At 42.3% G+C, this 20130-nt stretch carries 13 protein-coding genes and 1 tRNA gene; 6 read left to right on the top strand and 8 right to left on the bottom strand.

Going from position 1 to position 20130, the window contains the following annotated elements; translation table 11 throughout:
- Positions 1–3 precede the first annotated feature (3 nt).
- On the bottom strand, positions 4–1146 hold the full coding sequence (locus tag IDJ76_RS19240) for a trypsin-like serine peptidase (protein WP_191165686.1): 1143 nt from the start codon (positions 1144–1146) through the stop codon (positions 4–6).
- Positions 1147–1825: 679 nt separating this feature from the next.
- On the opposite strand from IDJ76_RS19240, the gene IDJ76_RS19235 reads away from it, so the two are divergent.
- Genes IDJ76_RS19235 through IDJ76_RS19225 form a run of 3 tightly spaced genes read left to right on the top strand, consistent with a single transcriptional unit; the run spans position 1826 to position 6043 of the window.
- Positions 1826–4279, top strand: coding sequence for a hypothetical protein (locus IDJ76_RS19235; protein WP_224746415.1), 2454 nt, complete (start codon positions 1826–1828; stop codon positions 4277–4279).
- Between the two features lies 1 nt (position 4280).
- The gene (locus tag IDJ76_RS19230; protein ID WP_191165684.1) at positions 4281–4811 is read left to right on the top strand and encodes a hypothetical protein; all 531 of its coding nucleotides are present in this window, start codon (positions 4281–4283) and stop codon (positions 4809–4811) included.
- Positions 4808–6043, top strand: a complete 1236-nt coding sequence (locus tag IDJ76_RS19225; RefSeq protein WP_191165682.1) for a DNA sulfur modification protein DndB — start codon at positions 4808–4810, stop codon at positions 6041–6043. The genes IDJ76_RS19230 and IDJ76_RS19225 overlap by 4 nt, the downstream gene beginning before the upstream one ends.
- Before the next feature lie 11 nt (positions 6044–6054).
- Here the strand turns inward: IDJ76_RS19225 and IDJ76_RS19220 are convergent, their stop codons facing one another.
- The 7 genes from IDJ76_RS19220 to IDJ76_RS19190 form a co-directional block, all read right to left on the bottom strand.
- A complete protein-coding gene (locus tag IDJ76_RS19220) occupies positions 6055–6918 on the bottom strand; it encodes an SIR2 family protein (RefSeq protein ID WP_191165681.1) in 864 nt (287 codons plus the stop codon).
- Position 6919: 1 nt separating this feature from the next.
- A complete protein-coding gene (locus IDJ76_RS19215) occupies positions 6920–7951 on the bottom strand; it encodes a DUF262 domain-containing protein (protein ID WP_191165679.1) in 1032 nt (343 codons plus the stop codon).
- A gap of 1 nt (position 7952) precedes the next feature.
- Complete coding sequence (locus IDJ76_RS19210) at positions 7953–9062, bottom strand: phosphoadenosine phosphosulfate reductase family protein (protein ID WP_191165677.1); 1110 nt, start codon at positions 9060–9062, stop codon at positions 7953–7955.
- Entirely contained in the window at positions 9052–12288 is a 3237-nt protein-coding gene (locus tag IDJ76_RS19205; protein ID WP_191165675.1) for an nSTAND1 domain-containing NTPase, read from the bottom strand. Before IDJ76_RS19205 ends, IDJ76_RS19210 begins: the two co-directional genes overlap by 11 nt.
- Positions 12281–13156: a DUF4007 family protein gene (locus IDJ76_RS19200; RefSeq protein ID WP_191165673.1), complete on the bottom strand. Its 876-nt coding sequence runs from the start codon at positions 13154–13156 to the stop codon at positions 12281–12283. Before IDJ76_RS19200 ends, IDJ76_RS19205 begins: the two co-directional genes overlap by 8 nt.
- Before the next feature lie 516 nt (positions 13157–13672).
- Positions 13673–14893 carry a site-specific integrase gene (locus tag IDJ76_RS19195; protein ID WP_191165671.1) on the bottom strand — a complete coding sequence of 407 codons (1221 nt, stop codon included), beginning with the start codon at positions 14891–14893 and terminating at the stop codon, positions 13673–13675.
- A 395-nt stretch (positions 14894–15288) separates the two neighbouring features.
- Positions 15289–15362, bottom strand: a tRNA-Asp gene (locus IDJ76_RS19190).
- 177 nt (positions 15363–15539) lie between these two features.
- Here IDJ76_RS19190 and IDJ76_RS19185 point away from each other — a divergent pair.
- Genes IDJ76_RS19185 through IDJ76_RS19175 form a run of 3 tightly spaced genes read left to right on the top strand, consistent with a single transcriptional unit; the run spans position 15540 to position 20105 of the window.
- A complete protein-coding gene (locus tag IDJ76_RS19185) occupies positions 15540–17021 on the top strand; it encodes a xylulokinase (protein ID WP_191165669.1) in 1482 nt (493 codons plus the stop codon).
- A 24-nt stretch (positions 17022–17045) separates the two neighbouring features.
- Positions 17046–18374, top strand: a complete 1329-nt coding sequence (gene xylA, locus IDJ76_RS19180) for a xylose isomerase (RefSeq protein ID WP_191165667.1) — start codon at positions 17046–17048, stop codon at positions 18372–18374.
- A gap of 45 nt (positions 18375–18419) precedes the next feature.
- Complete coding sequence (locus IDJ76_RS19175) at positions 18420–20105, top strand: sodium:solute symporter family transporter (RefSeq protein WP_191165665.1); 1686 nt, start codon at positions 18420–18422, stop codon at positions 20103–20105.
- The last annotated feature ends 25 nt before the right edge of the window (positions 20106–20130 follow it).

Genomic DNA, 20130 nt, shown 5'->3' with positions numbered 1-20130 from the left:
GCGCTAGCGGGATAAGCCATATTGTTCTAAAATTTCGGTTAATGGCTGCCCTGTAATGCCGTCTGCTCCTTCGGCCTTACCAAGCGCATGGGCATAGTTCTCAGACGGAGGAAAAATATAGCCGCCATAATGCAGGCCGGTAGCTAAATCTTCCTGACCTATAGTCAGGATAACTGAACCTGAGCTCCCTCCTAAAGATGTGGCGTCGTGAGCAAAACTCCAATGCGGAAGCAAATCAAATGCGTCTGTAATTATGCCGGGAGCGAGGCGTTTGCAGCCATATTCATTTTGGAATAATGACCGCAGCAAGGCATTGTCATATTCGCCTTGCGGTGGTGGGCCCGGATAGCCCACAGTATATATTTTCGTGCCGGTCGCTGGATAGCTGTTAGACAATTCAAATGTTTCAAAGACTAGTCCGGACGGCTCCAGTTCCAATATTGCCATATCCAGCGTATTATGATATCGAATTGGAAAATTATTGCCTCCGGCAAAAACAACTTTTGTTATCCGCCTGACTGGGTGCGTAATCGTACCTCCTAATTCATATCCGAAGTCAATATGCGTATTCTGATCTATAATCCAAACTTTTGACTGGTTATCAAATTTTGCTATACATTGTAACACATGATGATTTGTGATCATCATATTCTGCTGCACGAGAAAGCCGGTGCCGCAGTATCTGCTCTGATCATGATAATGCTTGCCGATTCGTCCGACACTGCCCAGAAATCGATTTAACAGGCCGTTACTAACATCTATGGAATCACTCCAGGCACCCGCTGCACAGCTTGATTTATCAATCTGGCTATCTCGGATCAAAAAGGATGGACGCGTTCCGTCAAGCTGGACAATTACCTCCAGCGCCTCTGTTAAACTTCGGTCCTGGAAGGCAGTAACGTCTCCAGCTCTTATTGCCTTCAGCGCCTTCTTGCCGCTAAATTTTATTGCCTGGATAATTTCCGCTTCAGTCTGCTTTGTCAAATGCCTTTTATTGCCCTGAATTGATTCGGTTGATATGAGGATCCTATCTGTTATGGCCTCGTCAGAGAGGTCGGTTTGAGTCTCGATCGATCGCTCAAGCGCTGAAGGACTTGTTCCTGATCCTAGTAGTCGAGCATATCGCAGTAAAATATTTTCGGTCATATGGCTAGGTTTTTCCGACAGCGGCAGCAGATGAGCACCGCTGCCAGGAGATCTCTAAATATCGAAAAAAAATCAATACGGTTAATATTAAATAAGTCACATGTAAATATACAATCGTTATATTTTATTTGGACCGAGCAATTTTAGGGGATTCGGCACTTTCGCGATGACCACGTATAAAATTAGCAACGAATTATTTTTTAATCTACAGTGTAGACGTAAGAATTGATTAATCTTGACCCGAATACGTCGGTGTTTTAGTCAAATACTTGTTTATACAAATCTATTGAGCTATTTCAATAATACTGTTATGCCCGTAATCCAATTAAACCTATTCATATTGGATAATTATTAGTTTATCCTTTTGATTGCTAATGTACTAAATGCTTTAAATAAACGACGACAAGGATTAATACTTAAAGAAAATGTTCAGTTATCCTTTATTGGTCACATCTGATTTTTAAGCTTAAGACACTATAAATCTTTTATCAAAATACAACAACTCACACAGACAATACAGTTATCTATCGGAGCAATTATATATTAATCATACTACTGTTGGCCGATTCCAATGAACACACATAGAGTTATCCGTAACTACTTGAAAATATTATTGTTGAAAGTGAAATATAGTTATATTTAACTTTTTCACACATTCCATATATATAACCTTTTTCACATGTCTTCAACCTCGCTTACGCATCAGCAATTATTCGAACAGCTATTCGCACTTCACACGGAAAGGCAAATAGATGATTTTATTGCTGGTCATCCTGACATTTTCAAAAAAGAAAATTGGTATCCGTTAGGCGGGCATGAGAATAATTATGGGGTAATCGAAAACCAGCAGGCATCCCCGATCGCGGCGTTGATCGAGAAGATCACGAACTCGATTGATGCGACGTTGATGAAGAAGTGTTATGAGGCGGGTATCGATCCAAGATCTGCTGCTGCGCCGAAGACAATGGATGAAGCACGGGAAAAATTCTTTCCGGATTATAAGAACTGGGATTTAAATAACCCGCGAAAGAACCAGGCGAAAAACCTACAAATTCTGGCGGATGGACCTAGATTCGACTCCTCACTTACGATCTATGATAATGGCGAGGGACAGCATCCTGATGATTTCGAGCAGACCTTTTTATCCTTGCTGCGCGGTAATAAGAACGAGATTCACTTTGTACAGGGTAAATACAATATGGGTGGCAGTGGGGCGATTATATTTTGCGGCAAAAAGGGTTACCAATTGATCAGCTCGCGCCGCTTCGATAAGAAAGGCGATTTCGGTTTTACTTTTGTGCGTGAGCACCCCTTGACCAAAGAAGAAGAAGGCCGGAAGAAAAATACCTGGTATGAGTTCCTTAAGATCGATGGCTTAATACCAGCTTTTAAGATTTCAAAACTTGACCTTGGATTACATGAAACTTGGTTTGAAACCGGCACGGTCATTAAGTTGTACTCTTACGATCTGCCGGCCGGCAGCCGTTCGGTGATCTCGCGTGACCTGAACCAAAGCATTAATGAATATCTTTTTGAGCCTGCGCTACCCATACTTACCGTTGACCGCAAATACCGCTATCCAGACGACCGGAATTTGGAACGCGATCTATATGGATTAAAGCGCCGCTTAGAAATAGAAGATAATAAATATATTGAGGACTATTTTTCTGAAAATTACGCTGAAGAACCTTTTGGTAAATTCAAAGTGACCTGCTACGTGTTTAAAACGCGGGTAGATGACAAAAACATTAAGGAAACTAAGGATTCTATCCAACGTGAATTCTTTAAAAATAACATGTCGGTCATGTTCTCGGTTAATGGGCAGGTGCATGGCAATTTCACTTCGGAGTTTATTACCCGCTCGCTAAAGTTCAATTTGCTGAAATATCACCTGCTCATCCACGTAGACTGTACCCACATGAACTATAATTTCCGAAAGGAACTCTTTATGGCTTCCCGGGACCGGTTAAAAGAGGGCGATGAAACTACACAGCTGCGCAAGTTTATCGCTTCCAAACTGGGCAGTAGCAAAGGACGTTTGGCAGAGATAGAGAAGCGCCGGAAAGACTCCATATCTGTCGACTCCAAAGACACGGCGGAAATGCTCAAAGCATTTTCCAAGAATCTCCCTATGGATAGTGCACTGATGAAATTATTGAACCAGACCTTTAAGCTAGAGCAGAAAGACGATAAACCCAAACCAAAAGAACAACCCAAAAAGGAAGTGCACCATAAAGAAGAAAAGGAACCCTTCAAACCACAAAGATTTCCTACTTTTCTAAAAATAAAATCCACCACTGACAAAGGTATCTCTGCGATTAATCTACCGCGTGGACAGGATAAAACGATACATTTCAAAACGGATGTAGAAAATCATTATTTCGACCGTATCGAAGAGCCTGGAGAATTTAAGATCGGAATTCTAAACTACAAATCGAAAAATGAAACCGAGGGAGGCAACGCACCCGGCAAAAAAGAAAGCATCGATGAGGTTTTTAATGTAACGACGTCCAGCCCGCATGAAGGGACCATCCGGATGAATTTGACCACTAAAAACGAGGTTCGCGTAGGTGACGAGATCGAGATGAAAGTAACCTTAACCGGCGCTGGCGAAGATTTTGAGGAATTGTTCTGGGTGAAGATCGGCGACCCGGAACAGAAAAAAGAAGAGGTAAAGAAAGTCGAAAAGGAAGATGACCGACAAATAGGCCTTCCACCATTCGTACTGGTATATAAAGAAGCAAAAGAAGGGTTTCAGACCTGGGAAGCAGTTTCCGAAGGTATCGATGCCGAGTTTGATTATGAGACCGTTATGGTCCCGCAGGTCAGCGGCGGCAATTTGGAAAAGATCATTATCAACATGGATAGTCATGTGCTTAAAAACTTCAAAGCTAAACACAAAGACAGTACTTCGTTGGAAATCGCCGACAAGAAATACATCTCCTCTGTTTATTTTCATACGCTATTCTTATATACCATTACCAAAAATCGAAAGTATGGTATTACCAAAGAAGGTGACGACAATAAAGAAGTAGACTTGGAAACTTACCTACGTGACTTGTTTTCCAGTTTCTATTCGGAATTTATTCTGAACTTCGGTACAAATGATTTATTGCAAATGATCAGCGAGTAACATGTTAAATTCTGCATTTGATTTAGGCGAGGAATTAAGGCTTAGGGAAATATCCTATAAGCTGCACCAGACTTTGTGGGACCCGGGTGAATTTTCCAAAATTGACCTGGACCTAAAGAATTGGACCACCTTTAAATACCTAAATGACGATGGCAGCGACTTTAATGCGGATATCAAACTCCTTCCGCAAAATTCTGGTGGCATCTATATGTTTTCTATCAAGTGTCCGGTCATTCCTGGCATGACCGATTTTCCAGTATACATCGGTCGGGCTCTCTACACTAAAGGGCAGAATTTGGAAAAACGATGTAAAGAATATTTTCAAAAATATGCGAGATCCGGCGAGCGTCCAAAAATCACGCGCATGTTTCATTACTGGGCGCATGACCTGCATCTCAATTTTATGCCACTTGAAGACAATCAAGAGATCGCCAATCATGAGAAATTTTTAATTAATGCCTTGTTACTTCCATTCAATGACCAAATTCCGGATATGGAAACTCGACAAGCCGTAAAAGCATTCAACCTATGAAAGTACCAGCATTAAGAGCAGAACTTGGCGGCCGTGTTTACTATGTGGCGACCTTGACATTCGGACAAGTCAGCCAGTACGTTTCACCTATTAACGATCAACTACATAAATCAGAAACACTGAACGATTTGATTCAGCGTAGTATTTCTAAGAATTACCTAAACATCAAGGATTATATTTTAAATCAACCGGAACTGTTTTTCAACTCACTAGTCCTCGCGGTTTATAACAATTATCCGGACTGGACAGAAATTGAGGTGCAGTTTGACGGTCATACATCCAGTTATCAGCTCGGGTTATTGGATTTTCCCGGAAATCACAAAATATTTCCAATAGACGGACAGCACCGGGTTGAAGGCATCAAAGCGGCGCTAAAAGAGCGGCCCGACCTGCACAGTCAGCAAATTGCCGCTATTTTTATCGGACATAAAAATGACGAGGCCGGCATGTTGAAAACAAGAAGGCTATTCACCACCCTGAACCGTTATGCAAAACCTGTTTCCTTAGACGATATCATTGCCTTAGACGAGGATGACATTGTTGCGATTACCACCCGGTATTTGTTGGAGGAATATGGCTTATTTAGTGGAAAAAGGATTGTTCTGGCCAAACAAAAAGGCATTCCCAATAACAACAAAGATGCCATGACCTCGGTTATTACACTATACCAGGCCAACGTCGAACTATTCAAAAGTTTTTACACTAAAACACACAACAGCAAGCCTACCGAAGATTACCTGGTGGATTATTTAAAATTCAGGCCTTCGGAGGACGAAATTGATACATTTCAAACGTTCATCCTGTCGTTTTGGGACGCCTTCCGCACGGAACTTTCGTTTGTAGGCGACTATTTAAATAAAAACAAAGATTTCGCCAAAGACTTCAGGAATAACAAAACCGGCGGTAACCTCGTGTTCAGGCCGATCGGATTTTTACCATTGGTTAAAGCAGCATTAAAGATCTATTCAAGGGAAGGCCTGACCTTTAAAGAAGTATTCAAAAAATTCAATACACTCAACTTTAACCTGAATCAGAAACCTTGGTTATATGTATTGTGGAACCCCATTGAAAAAACTATGCTGACCAATTCTGACGTACTCACCCAATTGTTGCTGCTGTATCTAGCCTACCCTCAAATTCTTAATGAGCAGGAGATTAAGAAACTGAAAAACGCTTATGGTGCAAAAACTTCTTTCACCGGCAACTTAGATGATATTTTGGATACTTTATAAAAAGCATAATTCTAGAACTTGATATTATGACAAGGCGCAGCCTCGGAAAGCCCTTTTAAAAACTCAGTGATTTTTCCGTGCTTTCCATCAGCATTTTCGTAGGTGATGGTTTCGATATTAAAATCATCGTAAAAACGTCTTGACATAGTTGGCACACATTTCCCCGACTCGATCAACAAATAATGCCTCGGACCGCCGCCATGATAGGAATCATTCAAATAATCGAGTAGTTGATTGAATTCTGGATCGGTCATCGAAACACCAACAAACAAAATTGATTTGGTTGTAAATATCGCCTGAAGAAGACTTCTATATCCCGGTTCCCGATATAAAGTCCTCCTGTAATCCTTTTGAGATAAAACAATTGATTCAATATCCTTTTTCGCATCGCCATGCGCCTTTAATACAAAAAACCGGGACTTCCAAAACAAATTAGCTGCCGCACGGCTGTCAGAATATAAATAAGGTTCAGGATAATCCCCATATATTTTATTATAAGCACGTTCGATCAAACGATCATAATTGATCGTGATAATTAAACTTGACTGCGTCTTTGCAATATATTCATGATTGATGGTCGGCTCGTAGACTGTGGCAACAAATCGTTTTTCCATGTAATCTGAGTACATGCCTCCTAAATCATTTTTTATCTCTTCTGCGAGAAAAAGAAATTTACCTTCTTTTCTCAATACGGCGTAATCATCCTTTTTATTGGGAGAGAACCAGGGCTGTTTAGCCGCTTCTGCTATCAGTTCATCTAACAGCTGGTCCCATGTAGGCAATCCTGCCGGAATGGACAAACCAGCACCAACAAAGAAAACGCCCAAGTTATCTTTGAAATTCTGGTATAATTCGTCTGGAATTTTATCCACCATCCTATATGAATTTTTTATATAATTTCTTGAAAATTAACTGTCGGGTTTGGATACTTGCCGGCGATGAACCATCATGACGGAAAGCCATATAATAGTCATACAAGTCTCGATCATCTTGCGTGGCTTTTGGATTTTCGATTAAATCTTTCGGATCATCAACGTCTAACCTCAACCATTCAAATTTATCGAAAGCGGCAGCAAAACCCTTGTAATCGATACTCCCTAACTTGTCAAATTGTTGAAAAATCATCCAAAATAGGTCGATAAAATGAAACTTTTTTGTGATCCGGGTTACTAGAAATTTGTCCAGTTCATACATGTGATCAAGGACTGTCGCTACTTTTGACAATAACTTTTGGTCAAGAACGAACATTTTGTCAAGGTAAAGCCGTTCAAGTAAGACGCTCTTAAGATCACTTTTATTTTTATAAGCAACCAACGCGATAACGTGGGCCAAATAATCTTGACGCTTAAATCGTGAACGAGATATCCTCGAATGTTCAAAAAAAGTATGATTGAAAACAAAGTTATCAATATGTCGCCCGGTGCTGCTTAAAATAGCATTTCTTTTTTCGGCGGGATTCAGATTAACTCCTTCCTGAAGCCGCCCGAATAAGGTCCGTATTTGGTCACCTGAAGCGCCTGTGACTACAGCGATGGTCAGTTTATAATCATCGAGATCAGTCTTGAATTTCTTCGGAATATCTTTATAATATTTTTCACGCAGATCCATCCCATCGTATATTCCCAACGGTAATCCCTTATCTTCACCCGCAGGGATAGCGATTTGGTTATTAATAAACTTTAGAATGGTGGTCAGACGCTGTTGACCGTCAGCTACTTCGTAGGTATTTCCAGCGGTAACTCGTAAATAGATTTTAGGAACATCGATCCCACGCAGCATTGAATCTATTAACAATTGTTTTTTATCATCGCTCCATACCTCTCCACGCTGATATTCCGGTTGATTTTCTACTTTATCTACCTTTGATAAATATTCCTTTAAGGTCCAGGTTTCGACTTTTATTTGCATTTTAAATGAAGCAAGCTGCGCAACCCTCTTCTTCCGCGTCGAGAATATCAATTAATTTTCCGGACTGCTGGCGTTGTTTGGCTAAGGTTTGTTTGGTTAAGAATTCTGCTTTGATCTGTATGATGCGGGCGGGGTTGATCAATTCTTCCAGCCGTTCGTTTTGGTTCCAGGTATACCCGTCTTTTTCATATTCCATGGCCAGGAAAAACTTGGCGGGGTTTTGTTCATACAGCCATACCCATTCGATCTTTTGCTGGAAGAAGCAAAAGAAACAACCGGAGCGGCTGCGGTTATAGATGCCTTTCTTTCCGTGAACGTCATAGGGTATCTCCTCATAATATTGGGGCACACCGACACCGCTTTCGCGTAATATCCTAAAGATATCTTCGCGTACCAGTATCTCCTCGTTATCCAGTAACGGAAATCCGTGCAGTTGCGCTATGGGCAGTCTTGTACTTTTCATGAGTTCAAACACAACGTGGTTGAACTCTTTGATACCCAGGTCCAATAGGTTTTTTACTTTTAGCTGTTGATCGTAGCGCATAGACAAAGGAGTAGCAATGATATCAACCGCGCGCTCATAAAGGTTATGTGGCAGAAACTCTTTATAAAGTTTATTTAGGTTAAAGATGTTATCGTTCGCAAGGGCCTTACTTACAACTTCTTCGCTCCAGATGTTTTTCCGGAAAGGAAAAATAGACTGGACATTAGGTTTGGTAGAAATATAACCCTCACGGTCCTCATCGCCCCGTATGCCTACATAAGAGATGACTGGCGTTGAACCGATGTATTGTTCAAAAGGCTCGATCTTTAATTTTTGGGTACACCAACGCGCATTCGAGGAAGGGAGGAACCCGCCGTATAAGCGATGGTAATAATCAAAAGGATTGTCTTTATCAGCGGTCGGCGCATATAATTTGTGTACAGTTACGCCAATCCGCGATTCCAGGTTACGAATAAGCTGATAGGTTTCATCAAGTTCCTTTCCTGTATCGCAGGTATAATACTCAATAGCCATGCCCGGGTAAAGCGATTGCATATAGATCGCCAGCGCAGCGCTGTCTTTGCCGCCGGATATACCCAATACGTGCCTAACCTGTTTATTTTCCATCCCGATCTATTTCTTTTTTGAGCATTTCAGCTAAGATAGCAATTTTGGTAAACCGATTTTCGCCGGCTAACGCCGTTTCGATGTCATTTTGTGCCTGCTTGAATTTTGTTGATTTCTCCTTAGGCACCGTAATGACTTGGTTACGGACATCTTCTCCAGGCCGTGTGATCTCCAGTTTAAAGGTTTCGTCGGTATCTGCCAGTTTGGGTTGTTTGCCGATCTCGTTCAAATTGTCCAATTCATGGATCAATTCCAAAAAGCGGTCAAATAGCCGCAGTTCGTCGTCATCATTGCTTTGCTCCAGCGGTTTGGCGATCAGCGATTGCGCAACAGAAGAGAGCCAAGCTTTACGATCCTCTAGTGGAGAGAAAACACGATCATAAAATGTCCGCTGGTATGGCAGTAGCAGATATGATTTTAATCCGACCTGATATCGAGCGCGTAATTTTGCTTTGTAATCGGCAAATTCAAGGTCCGTATTCCAAAGTGAATTGATCACTTTTTCAAAGCGTACCAATAACTGTTCGTAAGCAGATCTCAACTCACGTATAGCATTTTGTAGAGCAGTGGTAAATTCGCCTAATAAAAGTGGGTCTTTATTTAATTGTATCAGGTCGAAACCTAAAGCCGCCGGAAAATCTTCAAAAAACAACCGTTCCGGGTCATCCGCATCGATCAGTGCTTTTCGGATCTTTTGGCTGGGCTTGCTAATACGACGCGTGTTTTTTGCATAGGCATGCAGTTCTTTATAAAATTTAATAAAAGGCACGATGGTTTGCACAAAGGCCTCATTATCCGTACGCTCTTTTTGCGGAAGCTGGAGCATTTCCCGGTAACGATTAAACATGTTAATCCGTACACCAGCAACATCGAATGCCTTGAGCGCATAATTATCCGGCTTTTTGACCAATAGTTCCAATATTTCCGCATTCAAGTCGGCTATATAACCAAATTCACCATAGAGCGCATAATCCGATTTTTTGAGGATCATAAATATTGGTATCCAAAAATCAAGAAAGCCCTTTTTCAACTTAAAAGGCGCCTTACCGAGCTTCTCATATAATTCCCCAACATTTCGCCTGACCCCACGTGAGGAATCCAAAAAAGCGTTGCTGGCTTCAAACAAAGGACCAAAACGAAAAGGGTCGGCTTCAAGTTCTGGTTCCTGTAAAAACCAGCCGCCGTTACCGTACTCATGAATATGGGTTTGCCGCAGTAGCGAATAGTAGATACTTTTTTGCGGCGGAAAACCTTTAATTCCCAGGTTTTCTTTTTCCGCATTTAAAAATAAAGCCTGGAACAATTCTTTTCGTGCCAAGGAAGCAGCCGTTGACAATTTCGTTTTATTGGCGATCTCGCTACGGAATACTGGCGCGTGGTGATAAACCTCCGTGCAGATCTCAGAAAGTATCTCATTGAAACGGCGGTTATTGGTTATCGTAAACACTTCGGCACCATGATAGAACCAGCGAACGATCTCACGGTTAAAGAAGCTTTCCATCACATAGTGGTTCAACAAATTGCGTTGCAGGTCAATGATGCTATCCAATTCTCTTCTGGCGATCCTGTCTTCTTTATGTTTTTCACGCGCGATCTCGGCTTTTTCGATCTCTTCGATCAAGTTCCTGATCTCGTCAGGATTTTGATATAGACCGTAAAGTACCGCATGATCATTCTGGCCCGACACCTTTTCGAGGTCATTGACTGATAAAAATGTGCTAAAAATCAAATTAACGAAGCCGTCCACTTCGCCTTGCGGTAAAGTTGCATTGTAGGGATTGTCTGATATCTTAAATTGAAATACTCTGGGAGTTCCGCGGTCAAAATATGCGCGTTTGGCCGACATAGTCGGAAAATCGAAATAGGTACCCAGATAATGAACCACGTCGTTCGCCCGGCTGACCTCGGCTGCGGCGTCCGAAATCGCCACATCGATATCAACGTCGCTGGCTTCATACAAAGTGTAACGATGTTTGCGCTGATAGTACCTGATGATGAAACGTTGTTCCAGTTCTGCAATCGCTTGTGCACTACCAGTAATGTTCAGCACATGATCCAAGTAGGCAGCTAAAAAGGTGCGATCTATTACTGCATTAGCAGGCAGGAATAGTTGAAAAATACCGATCGTCTTAACAATACCGTGATATAAAGTTTGTTGTTTAAAATCGAACTCACCGTCCACTCGTTCCAAAGCATTCCTGATTTCCGCCCACTGCGAATAATGCGGATTGACCTTGGAATGTAAAAAAGAGTGCAGGTTATAATTTAAATAATCGTGTACGGCACTGACGCCGTAAAAATTAGCGTTGCCTTGATCAAAATCTTTCAGATCAAAATAATTATCCCCGCTCAAAAAACTAAACAGGGAACGTTCATTCTGTCCATATTGCTGTAAAGCCTGCGCCAGCACGGCAGTAGCTAAAATATCCAGCGGATAAAGTTTAGCCGCGACCTCCGGATTGAAGAAATCACGCAGCGGAAATACATTTGCGTCGACTATTGCCTGAAACAATTTTTCAAAGGCTGGTTGCACAAAAGTCGGCACAGCATTGTTCAATCGCTGACTAGCAAGAAAAAGCAGTTGTTCAACTGGTTCATTAAAAGTGATTTCCTTGAAGCGCCCTTTGACCTTAACCCATTCGTTACGCTGTAAGCGAGACAATTGATGTGCATAACCCGAAAAGTCCTGATGCAAAGTCGAAATCCATACCACCTCATAGTCACCGCTGTTGACCAACTCAGCTAATTGCTGAATAAAATACAACTCTTTTTCAGGTTCATATTTGGCGGCATATTCCAGCATCTTTCCGAACTCATCTACGACAACTACCACGCAATTGCCCTGTTGGTTTTGTAAAGTCAAAAACTGCACAAAATTCTTTAACAACTGCTGAGGCTTATCACTGTTCGACCCGATAAGATCCGCGAACTGCCGGATAAAGGAGTCATAATCACTAACTGCTTTAAGTATCGTAAATTGCTTTAAAGTACACCACTTATGATCGTCCAAAAATACTTGCTCATCGATCAGGTGCTGCATGAGCGCTGACAAAAAAGAGGACTTTCCTGTACCATAAGCACCGATCAAATTTAGGGAACGTATGCCGGAATTGTAATTATTAGTTATCAGGTCAAATACTGCCTGTACGTTTGAGGTCAGGAAATACTGGCTTAAGTCAACATCTTGCGTCAGTATGTTAACCGATGGGGAAAAACGCTTAGCCATAATACTCCTCCAATACCGTCCACTTATCAAGCGGATTTTTGATCTGTAATACCTGGTTACCGGCGGTTTCACTAAAGGTGATATCGCCATGGTAAAAAACAGCCAATTCCCTTAACTGTGACTCTAACCCCTTTTCACTTAAACTGAAGATCAGGCCCGGGCTGTCCGGCGCTTCCAGTAATTCATTAAACGTAATTGTTTGACTTTCTCCTCCAAAGCGATCCAGTATCGCATACAATAATACAGCTTTGGGTAGGTCAAAACGATCTTGGCGCAGCAATCTAAACCATTGTACAGCCTTGCCTTCCGTATTCTCCTTAAAATACGCCGTCAGGAGATTCAGCTCGATAAGTAAATTAGCTGTTTCGTCTTCCAGATCAGCTTTACCATCATGGGAGCGCAGATAAGTTCTTAAAAAGACTGTAGCGTCCGACTCATATGTCTTTTCGCTAAATAGGCGCAGGCCCCCACTTTCGGTCTTCCTTTTTAGAAAACCGATCAGATGCTCCTTAGTAAATTCGCTCCGTTGCTTAGTAAACTCATTAAAGAAGCTATTGAATATGAATACCTTTTGGTTTTTAACTACCGAATAATGTAATAACCAAAGTGACGCGATATCTTCGAGAAACGGGTCTCGTCCGCCAAATAGGTACTGGCCTAAATCGGTTATATTGTTTTGGTCTCGGTCCATAATATGAAACCCCCGCATCCAAAAATTGATCGAAGTGACCATGTTCTTACCCACACCTAGCGCAACCACCGCATCTTCGTCCGCAAAAGCCCGGCCATCCATCACAAAGTCATACCCCTTTTTTAACCAAAAGGTGCGGCAGACAAAGGTTTCGTGGCCTGAAAAGCCTATTCTCATAGTAATCCCTCTAAACAGTATAAAAGCTATGTACCTAGCCAAGAACAAAACTATCCAATCTTCACGAAAGCAAGAGCATAGACTTATCAACACCAACCGCTAAAGCCCTGTCAACCAAAGCAATGAACTGATAATCAAAAGATTATTAAGTTGAAAAACGAAGAGGAATTTGCGCTTTGAAAAGCGTGCGTATGATCTCGTTTAGGTAACATGATGAAGATAAGTAATATTATTCTAAATAAACTCATGTGATCCGTTAATAAGAATACTACATATCGCTAAATAAAAGATAGCAATGTAAATCCCCATATTTAAACAGCAGTAATTACGTTCTGAATCTTAATGATACTCACGTGGTAAAAGTTAACAATAGATAACTATTTATTATTAAAGAATTCATAATGTAAGTTGCGACACCTTGAATATTATGATTTAAGCAGATCGCTGCGTCCATGCAGCGATCTGCTTAAATTAAGACGTTTTCATAGAACGCCTATAGATTATGTTTAAGTCAAATTAGGCTAATTGCAGCTTTTCTTTAAGTAAATTCATATCCTCACTTATCTTCAAATCAACGATTTTCGCATAGTGCTGCGTTTGCTTAAGCGATTTATGTCCTAACATTTTTGACACTGTTTCAATAGGCACGCCATTAGTAAGTGTTACTGTAGTAGCAAACGTATGCCTCGCAATGTGAAAGGTTAGTTTTTTTCTAATACCGCATAGATCAGCGATCTCCTTCAGGTACGAATTCGTTTTTTGATTCGTCAATACCGGCAGCACAGTACCTTTGATTACACATTTTGGATGGTCCTGATATTTAGCAAGAATTGCTATTGCATTTGGAAGTAATGGGAGCCTTGTACTTGAATTTATTTTTTGCCTGGTCGTAGTAATCCACATGCCACCGTCAATACCGATCACTATGTCTGTATTACGTAGCTTGTACGCGTCAATATAAGCTAAGCCTGTATAGCAACTGAACAAAAATATATCGCGGACATGATCAAGCCTTTCGATATCAAATTTCTTTTTGGTGATTCTGATCAACTCCTCTTTGGTTAAAGCAACAGGGATTACTTCATTTCGCTTACTTTTAAACCCCAGGAATGGGTCTGTGGATAGCAAACCTCTTTTCATGCATTCCAATACAATTTTCTTGAAATTGCCTAAATACTTTATAGCTGCGTTATGACCGCACTTTCTTTCACTTTTAAGCCAAAATACAAATTGTGAGATAAACTCATAATTTAAATCCTTAATCTCATAATCGACCTTCTGATACTTCCATTTGATATAGCTGCTTAAATGCGTACATGCCGTCTTGTAACGGGTCAAAGTAGCCGGTGCGAATTCTTGGCCGGTTAAAGCTTTCATCTGCCTGTTGTGCTCCTGGAATGCTTCCAGAATAAAGTGCTTCTTTTCTCCTTTGCCTGTAAGAACGTCTTTAATATTTTCAGCCGTGACTTGCTTACCGTCCTCGACCAGATTTCTTTGTATCTGATGGACCTTGTTGGAAATGGTATCCAGATACCGGTTCAATTCGATGGCCTCTTCGTTGATTTCCGCTGCTCTTCCTGTTTTTGAATTCCATCGGCCGAGAGTCCATTGCCGTTTAATGGATACTTCGCGGCGCTCGCTGGCTACTGTGATACGCAGATATACATACCATCTTTGTTCTTTCTGATTTTTTGCCTGCTTTAAATAATAAAACAAACCGAAGCTTCTTTCTAACATAATAATTTTAAATGTCGCTAAAGCTATAAGCGATATTTTTAAATCAAAATAAATATGTCGTTAAAAAGGGCGCATGTTTAAAGAATACCACCTCATAACTTATTGATTATCAATGGATAATAGATTATTTTATAAAAAGAATGTTAAAAACAATAAACAGTTCATTTTCAACAAGTTATGACGAAAAAAGCGTCTTTTTTCGAAAAAAAAGACGCAATGAAAGACGCAATAGAATTTTGCGATTTCTTGACAATTTCGATAAAGCCAAAGTTTAAAAACAGCTTAATTTCGCAAATTAGGGGGTTTTTGAATTTAAAAGGGTAAGGTTCGTGTCTTTTGCAGACAATAAAAAAGAGCCTGTAAATAGTTGATTTACAGGCTCTTACAAAGAGAAGCGGAATGGACGGGACTCGAACCCGCGACCTCCTGCGTGACAGGCAGGCATTCTAACCAGCTGAACTACCACTCCGTTTGGGACTGCAAATATACGCCTCTTTTTCTTTTACACAAGTCGTTTTAAAAAAAAATTCAAATATTTAGTTTTTGCCATTATTTGAGCTGTTTAACAGCTTTTTCAAAAAATACCTTAAATTCGTTGCCAAACCCCCTGTTATAAACCGGTTGATAATCTTTTAACGTACAAAATATGCTGCTGTTAGGCATTGATATAGGCACTTCATCCGTAAAAGTATGCGTTGTTGACGCTCAAAATCAAGAGGTTATTGCATCTGCGCAATACCCCGAACAAGAGTCGCCCATTATTTCACTGCAAACAGGCTGGGCAGAGCAGTCGCCAGAGATGTGGTGGCAGCAAACCGGACATGCTATCGCTTTATGCCATAAAAAAGGCGGGTACGACCCCAAAAATATTTCGGCAATTGGGATAGCTTATCAAATGCACGGGCTTGTTCTGGTTGATAAAAACCAAAAAGTTTTAAGAAACAGCATTATTTGGTGCGATAGCCGCGCGGTTGAAATTGGTGACAAGGCCTTTGAAGATATCGGCTATGACACCTGTTTATCACACATGTTAAACTCACCGGGTAACTTTACGGCCTCAAAACTGGCCTGGGTAAAGCAAAACGAACCGGAGATATACGACCAGGTAGATAAAATTATGCTGCCCGGCGACTACATTGCCATGAAACTTACCGGCGAGATCACCACATCGGCATCGGCATTATCTGAAGGTATCTTTTTCGATTTTCAGTTTAACGGCTTATCAAAAGACATTACCGACTATTTTGGTTTTGACAATGAGTTGTTCCCAACGGTTAAGCCGGTATTCTCGTCGCATGGGCGTATTACTACCGAGGTGGCTAACGCGCTGCAATTAACTTCAGGCATCCCGGTAACTTACAAAGCCGGCGATCAGCCTAACAACGCCCTCTCTTTAAACGTACTTAACCCCGGCGAAGTTGCCGCTACGGCAGGCACATCTGGCGTGATATACGGCGTGAGCAACCAGCTGGCCTATGATCCGCAATCAAGGGTTAATACCTTTGCGCACGTTAACTATACTAATGAGCGTAAGCGCATGGGAGTGCTGCTTTGTATAAACGGCACAGGCAGTTTATACCGCTGGGTTAAAGATTCTTTCGGAAGCGACCTGAGTTACCAGCAGATGAATGAACTGGCAGCCAAAGCCCCTGCAGGCAGCGATGGTTTACGCACACTGCCCTTCGGCAACGGCGCCGAGCGGATGCTGAACAACCAACAGGTAGGCGCACATCTGCAAAATATCGATCTGAACTTACATACCCGCGGGCATATATTCCGGGCGGCAAACGAGGGCATTGCCTGCGCTTTCAGGTACGGCTTGGATATTATGCGCGAAAACGGGATGTACCCAACCGTTATACGTGCCGGGCGTACCAATATGTTTTTGAGCGAATTATTTGCCGAAACCTTTGTGAATGCCACAGGCGTACCCGTCGAACTTTATAATAATGATGGCAGCAAAGGGGCCGCATTAGGCGCGGGCATCGGTTCGGAATTATTTGCTTCTGCTGCCGAAGCATTTAGCAACAGCAAACCAATAGCTTACATAGAACCTACAGCCACCAAAGCCTTCGATGAAGTTTATCAAAGCTGGAAGGCTGTGCTTGAACAGCATCTTAATCAATAATACATAAATCTACAAACTACCATTATGAGTGTAATCACAGGCGAGAAAGAATTTTTCAAGAACATAGGACAAGTTCAATACGAGGGACAGGGATCAGACAACCCACTGGCATTTCGTTGGTACGATGCCGGTAAGATAGTAGCCGGCAAAACCATGCAAGACCATTTGCGCTTTGCCTGTTCATACTGGCACTCGTTCAATGGCACCGGGGCCGACCCCTTTGGCGGCGGTACCCATGTTTTCCCCTGGGATGCCAAGGCAGATGCCGTAGAACGCGCCAAAGATAAAATGGACGCCGCCTTTGAATTCATCACCAAAATGAATTTACCCTACTACTGCTTCCATGATATCGATGTGGTAGATTATACCAATGACGTAGCCGATAACGAACGCAGACTGCAAACGCTGGTGGAATACGCCAAACAAAAGCAGGCCGCCAGCGGTGTAAAACTGCTGTGGGGTACCGCCAACGTATTTAGCCATACCCGGTACATGAACGGCGCATCCACCAATCCCGACTTTAACGTACTGGCACATGCCGGCGCGCAGGTAAAGGCAGCCATAGATGCTACCATTGCCCTGGGTGGCGAGAATTACGTATTCTGGGGAGGGAGGGAAGGCTACATGACCCTGCTGAACACCAACATGAAACGAGAGCAGGAGCACCTGGCCAAATTCCTGCATACGGCAAAAGATTATGCCCGCAAACAAGGCTTTAAAGGCACGTTCTTTATCGAGCCGAAACCCTGCGAGCCAACCAAGCACCAGTATGATTACGATGCAGCAACAGTATTGGGCTTTTTGCAGAAATACGACCTGCTGGGCGACTTTAAACTAAACCTGGAAGTGAACCATGCCACCCTGGCGGGCCACACCTTTCAGCATGAATTGCAGGTAGCTGCCGATGCAGGTTTGTTAGGATCGATGGATGCCAACCGCGGCGATTACCAGAACGGCTGGGACACCGACCAGTTTCCGAATGACATTACGGAGGTAACCGAATATATGCTGATCATTCTGCAGGCAGGTGGCTTCGCCGGCGGCGGGATCAACTTTGATGCAAAGATCCGCAGGAACTCGACCGACCCTGCCGACCTGTTCTATGCGCATGTAGGCGGTATGGACATATTTGCAAGGGCTTTGATCATTGCAGACAACATCCTGCAAAAGTCCGACTATAAAAAGATTCGCAGCGAGCGTTACGCGTCATTTGACAGTGGCAAGGGCAAAGAATTTGAAGCAGGCAGCCTGTCGTTAGAAGACCTGCGCAATTATGCCGCCACCAACGGCGAACCGGCTACGATCAGCGGCAAACAAGAGTACTTGGAGAATTTGATTAACCGATATATATAATATTCAAACCTAATTATTGCACCAATTTTAATACCTACAAGCTAAATGAGCACCTTATCAAACGGCGATTACGTTGTATTCGTAATTTATTTCATTATCGTATCCTGCTATGGTTTTTGGATCTACAAGCGAAAACATAATGCGGACGCGACCTCGAAAGATTACTTCCTCGCCGAAGGCTCCTTAACCTGGTGGGCTATTGGTGCATCATTGATCGCCTCCAACATCTCTGCCGAGCAATTCATCGGTACCAGCGGTTCGGCGTTTAAAATGGGTTTGGCTATCTCTACTTATGAGTGGATGGCCGCGGCTACCTTAATTATCGTCGCGATTTTTTTCATCCCCATCTATCTTAAAAATAAGATCTTCACTATGCCGCAGTTCCTGCATCAGCGGTATAACGGTACGGTAGCAATGGTCATGGCTATTTTCTGGCTGTTATTGTATATCATCGTTAACTTAATGTCTATCCTTTATCTGGGCGCTTTGGCTATCCACGGGATATCCGGGTTAGATATCAGGCTATGCATCTCGTTGCTGGCTATTTTTGCTGTGGTCATCACCCTTGGTGGTATGAAGGTTATTGGCTATACCGATGTGATACAGGTAGCTGTACTGATATTGGGTGGTTTAGCAGCTACTTACATAGGGTTAGGCGAACTCACAAAAAATGCTTCGGACCATTCCATATTGGCCGGGTTGAAGACACTGCACGCGGAAGCTACAGATCACTTCCATATGATCTTAAAAAAGGATAATAATAGTTACCTCGATCTTCCGGGGATATCAGTATTAATTGGTGGTATGTGGATAGTGAACCTGAATTATTGGGGATGCAACCAGTATATTACCCAGCGCGCTTTAGGTGCCGATTTAAAAACCGCACGCGCGGGTTTGCTATTCGCCGCTTTCTTGAAATTGTTAATGCCTATTATAGTGGTGTTGCCGGGTATAGCGGCTTATGTATTATACCAACGTGGCATGTTCCACCAGGAGATGCTTAGTTCAAAAGGTATCATAGACTATAATAAAGCCTATCCAACGCTTTTAAACCTGTTGCCTACCTATTTAAAGGGTCTTTCATTTGCTGCACTCACAGCGGCAATTGTGGCATCGTTGGCGGGTAAGGCAAATAGTATCGCTACCATTTTTACTTTGGACATTTACAAAAAAGCCATCAACCCACAGGCCACCGATAAAAAACTGGTGACGCTGGGTAAATGGTCGGTTGTTGTGGCCATGGCTTTGGGGGTAATTATGTCACTGCTCATAGGCGAGCAGCTAATGGGCGAGGGTAAGCAGGGTTTCCAATATATCCAGGAGTATACGGGCTTCGTATCGCCGGGTATCTTTGCCATGTTCATCTTAGGCTTTTTCTGGAAAAAGGCTACCTCCAACGCGGCGTTATTCGCTACCATTGGCGGCTTTGTGTTCTCTGTAATATTTAAGTTTTTACCTTATTACGCCAACCTGGCCTTTATGGCACCTTATGGTTTCTCTAAAATGAATGATAAGGGCGTTTACGAAATTCCTTTCATAGACAGGATGGGCTTTGTGTTCCTTATCTGCGTTATCGGCATGTTTATTATATCTAAAATAGACGGTGCTAAAGGTGTTAAGACCAACGGGCTGGAGATCGATTCATCGATGTTTAAAACATCACGCGCGTTTACAGCGGGTGCGTTGTTAGTAGGCGGGATAATCGTAGCATTATATTCTTTCTTCTGGTAACAGAGTAGATGCTGGCGGATAAAGA

The sequence above is a fragment of the Mucilaginibacter glaciei genome (genome assembly GCF_014773245.1).
GTDB classification, from domain to species: Bacteria; Bacteroidota; Bacteroidia; order Sphingobacteriales; family Sphingobacteriaceae; genus Mucilaginibacter; species Mucilaginibacter glaciei.
Note: the sequence above shows the minus strand (reverse complement) of the source record. Positions and strands in the feature narration are given on the sequence as shown.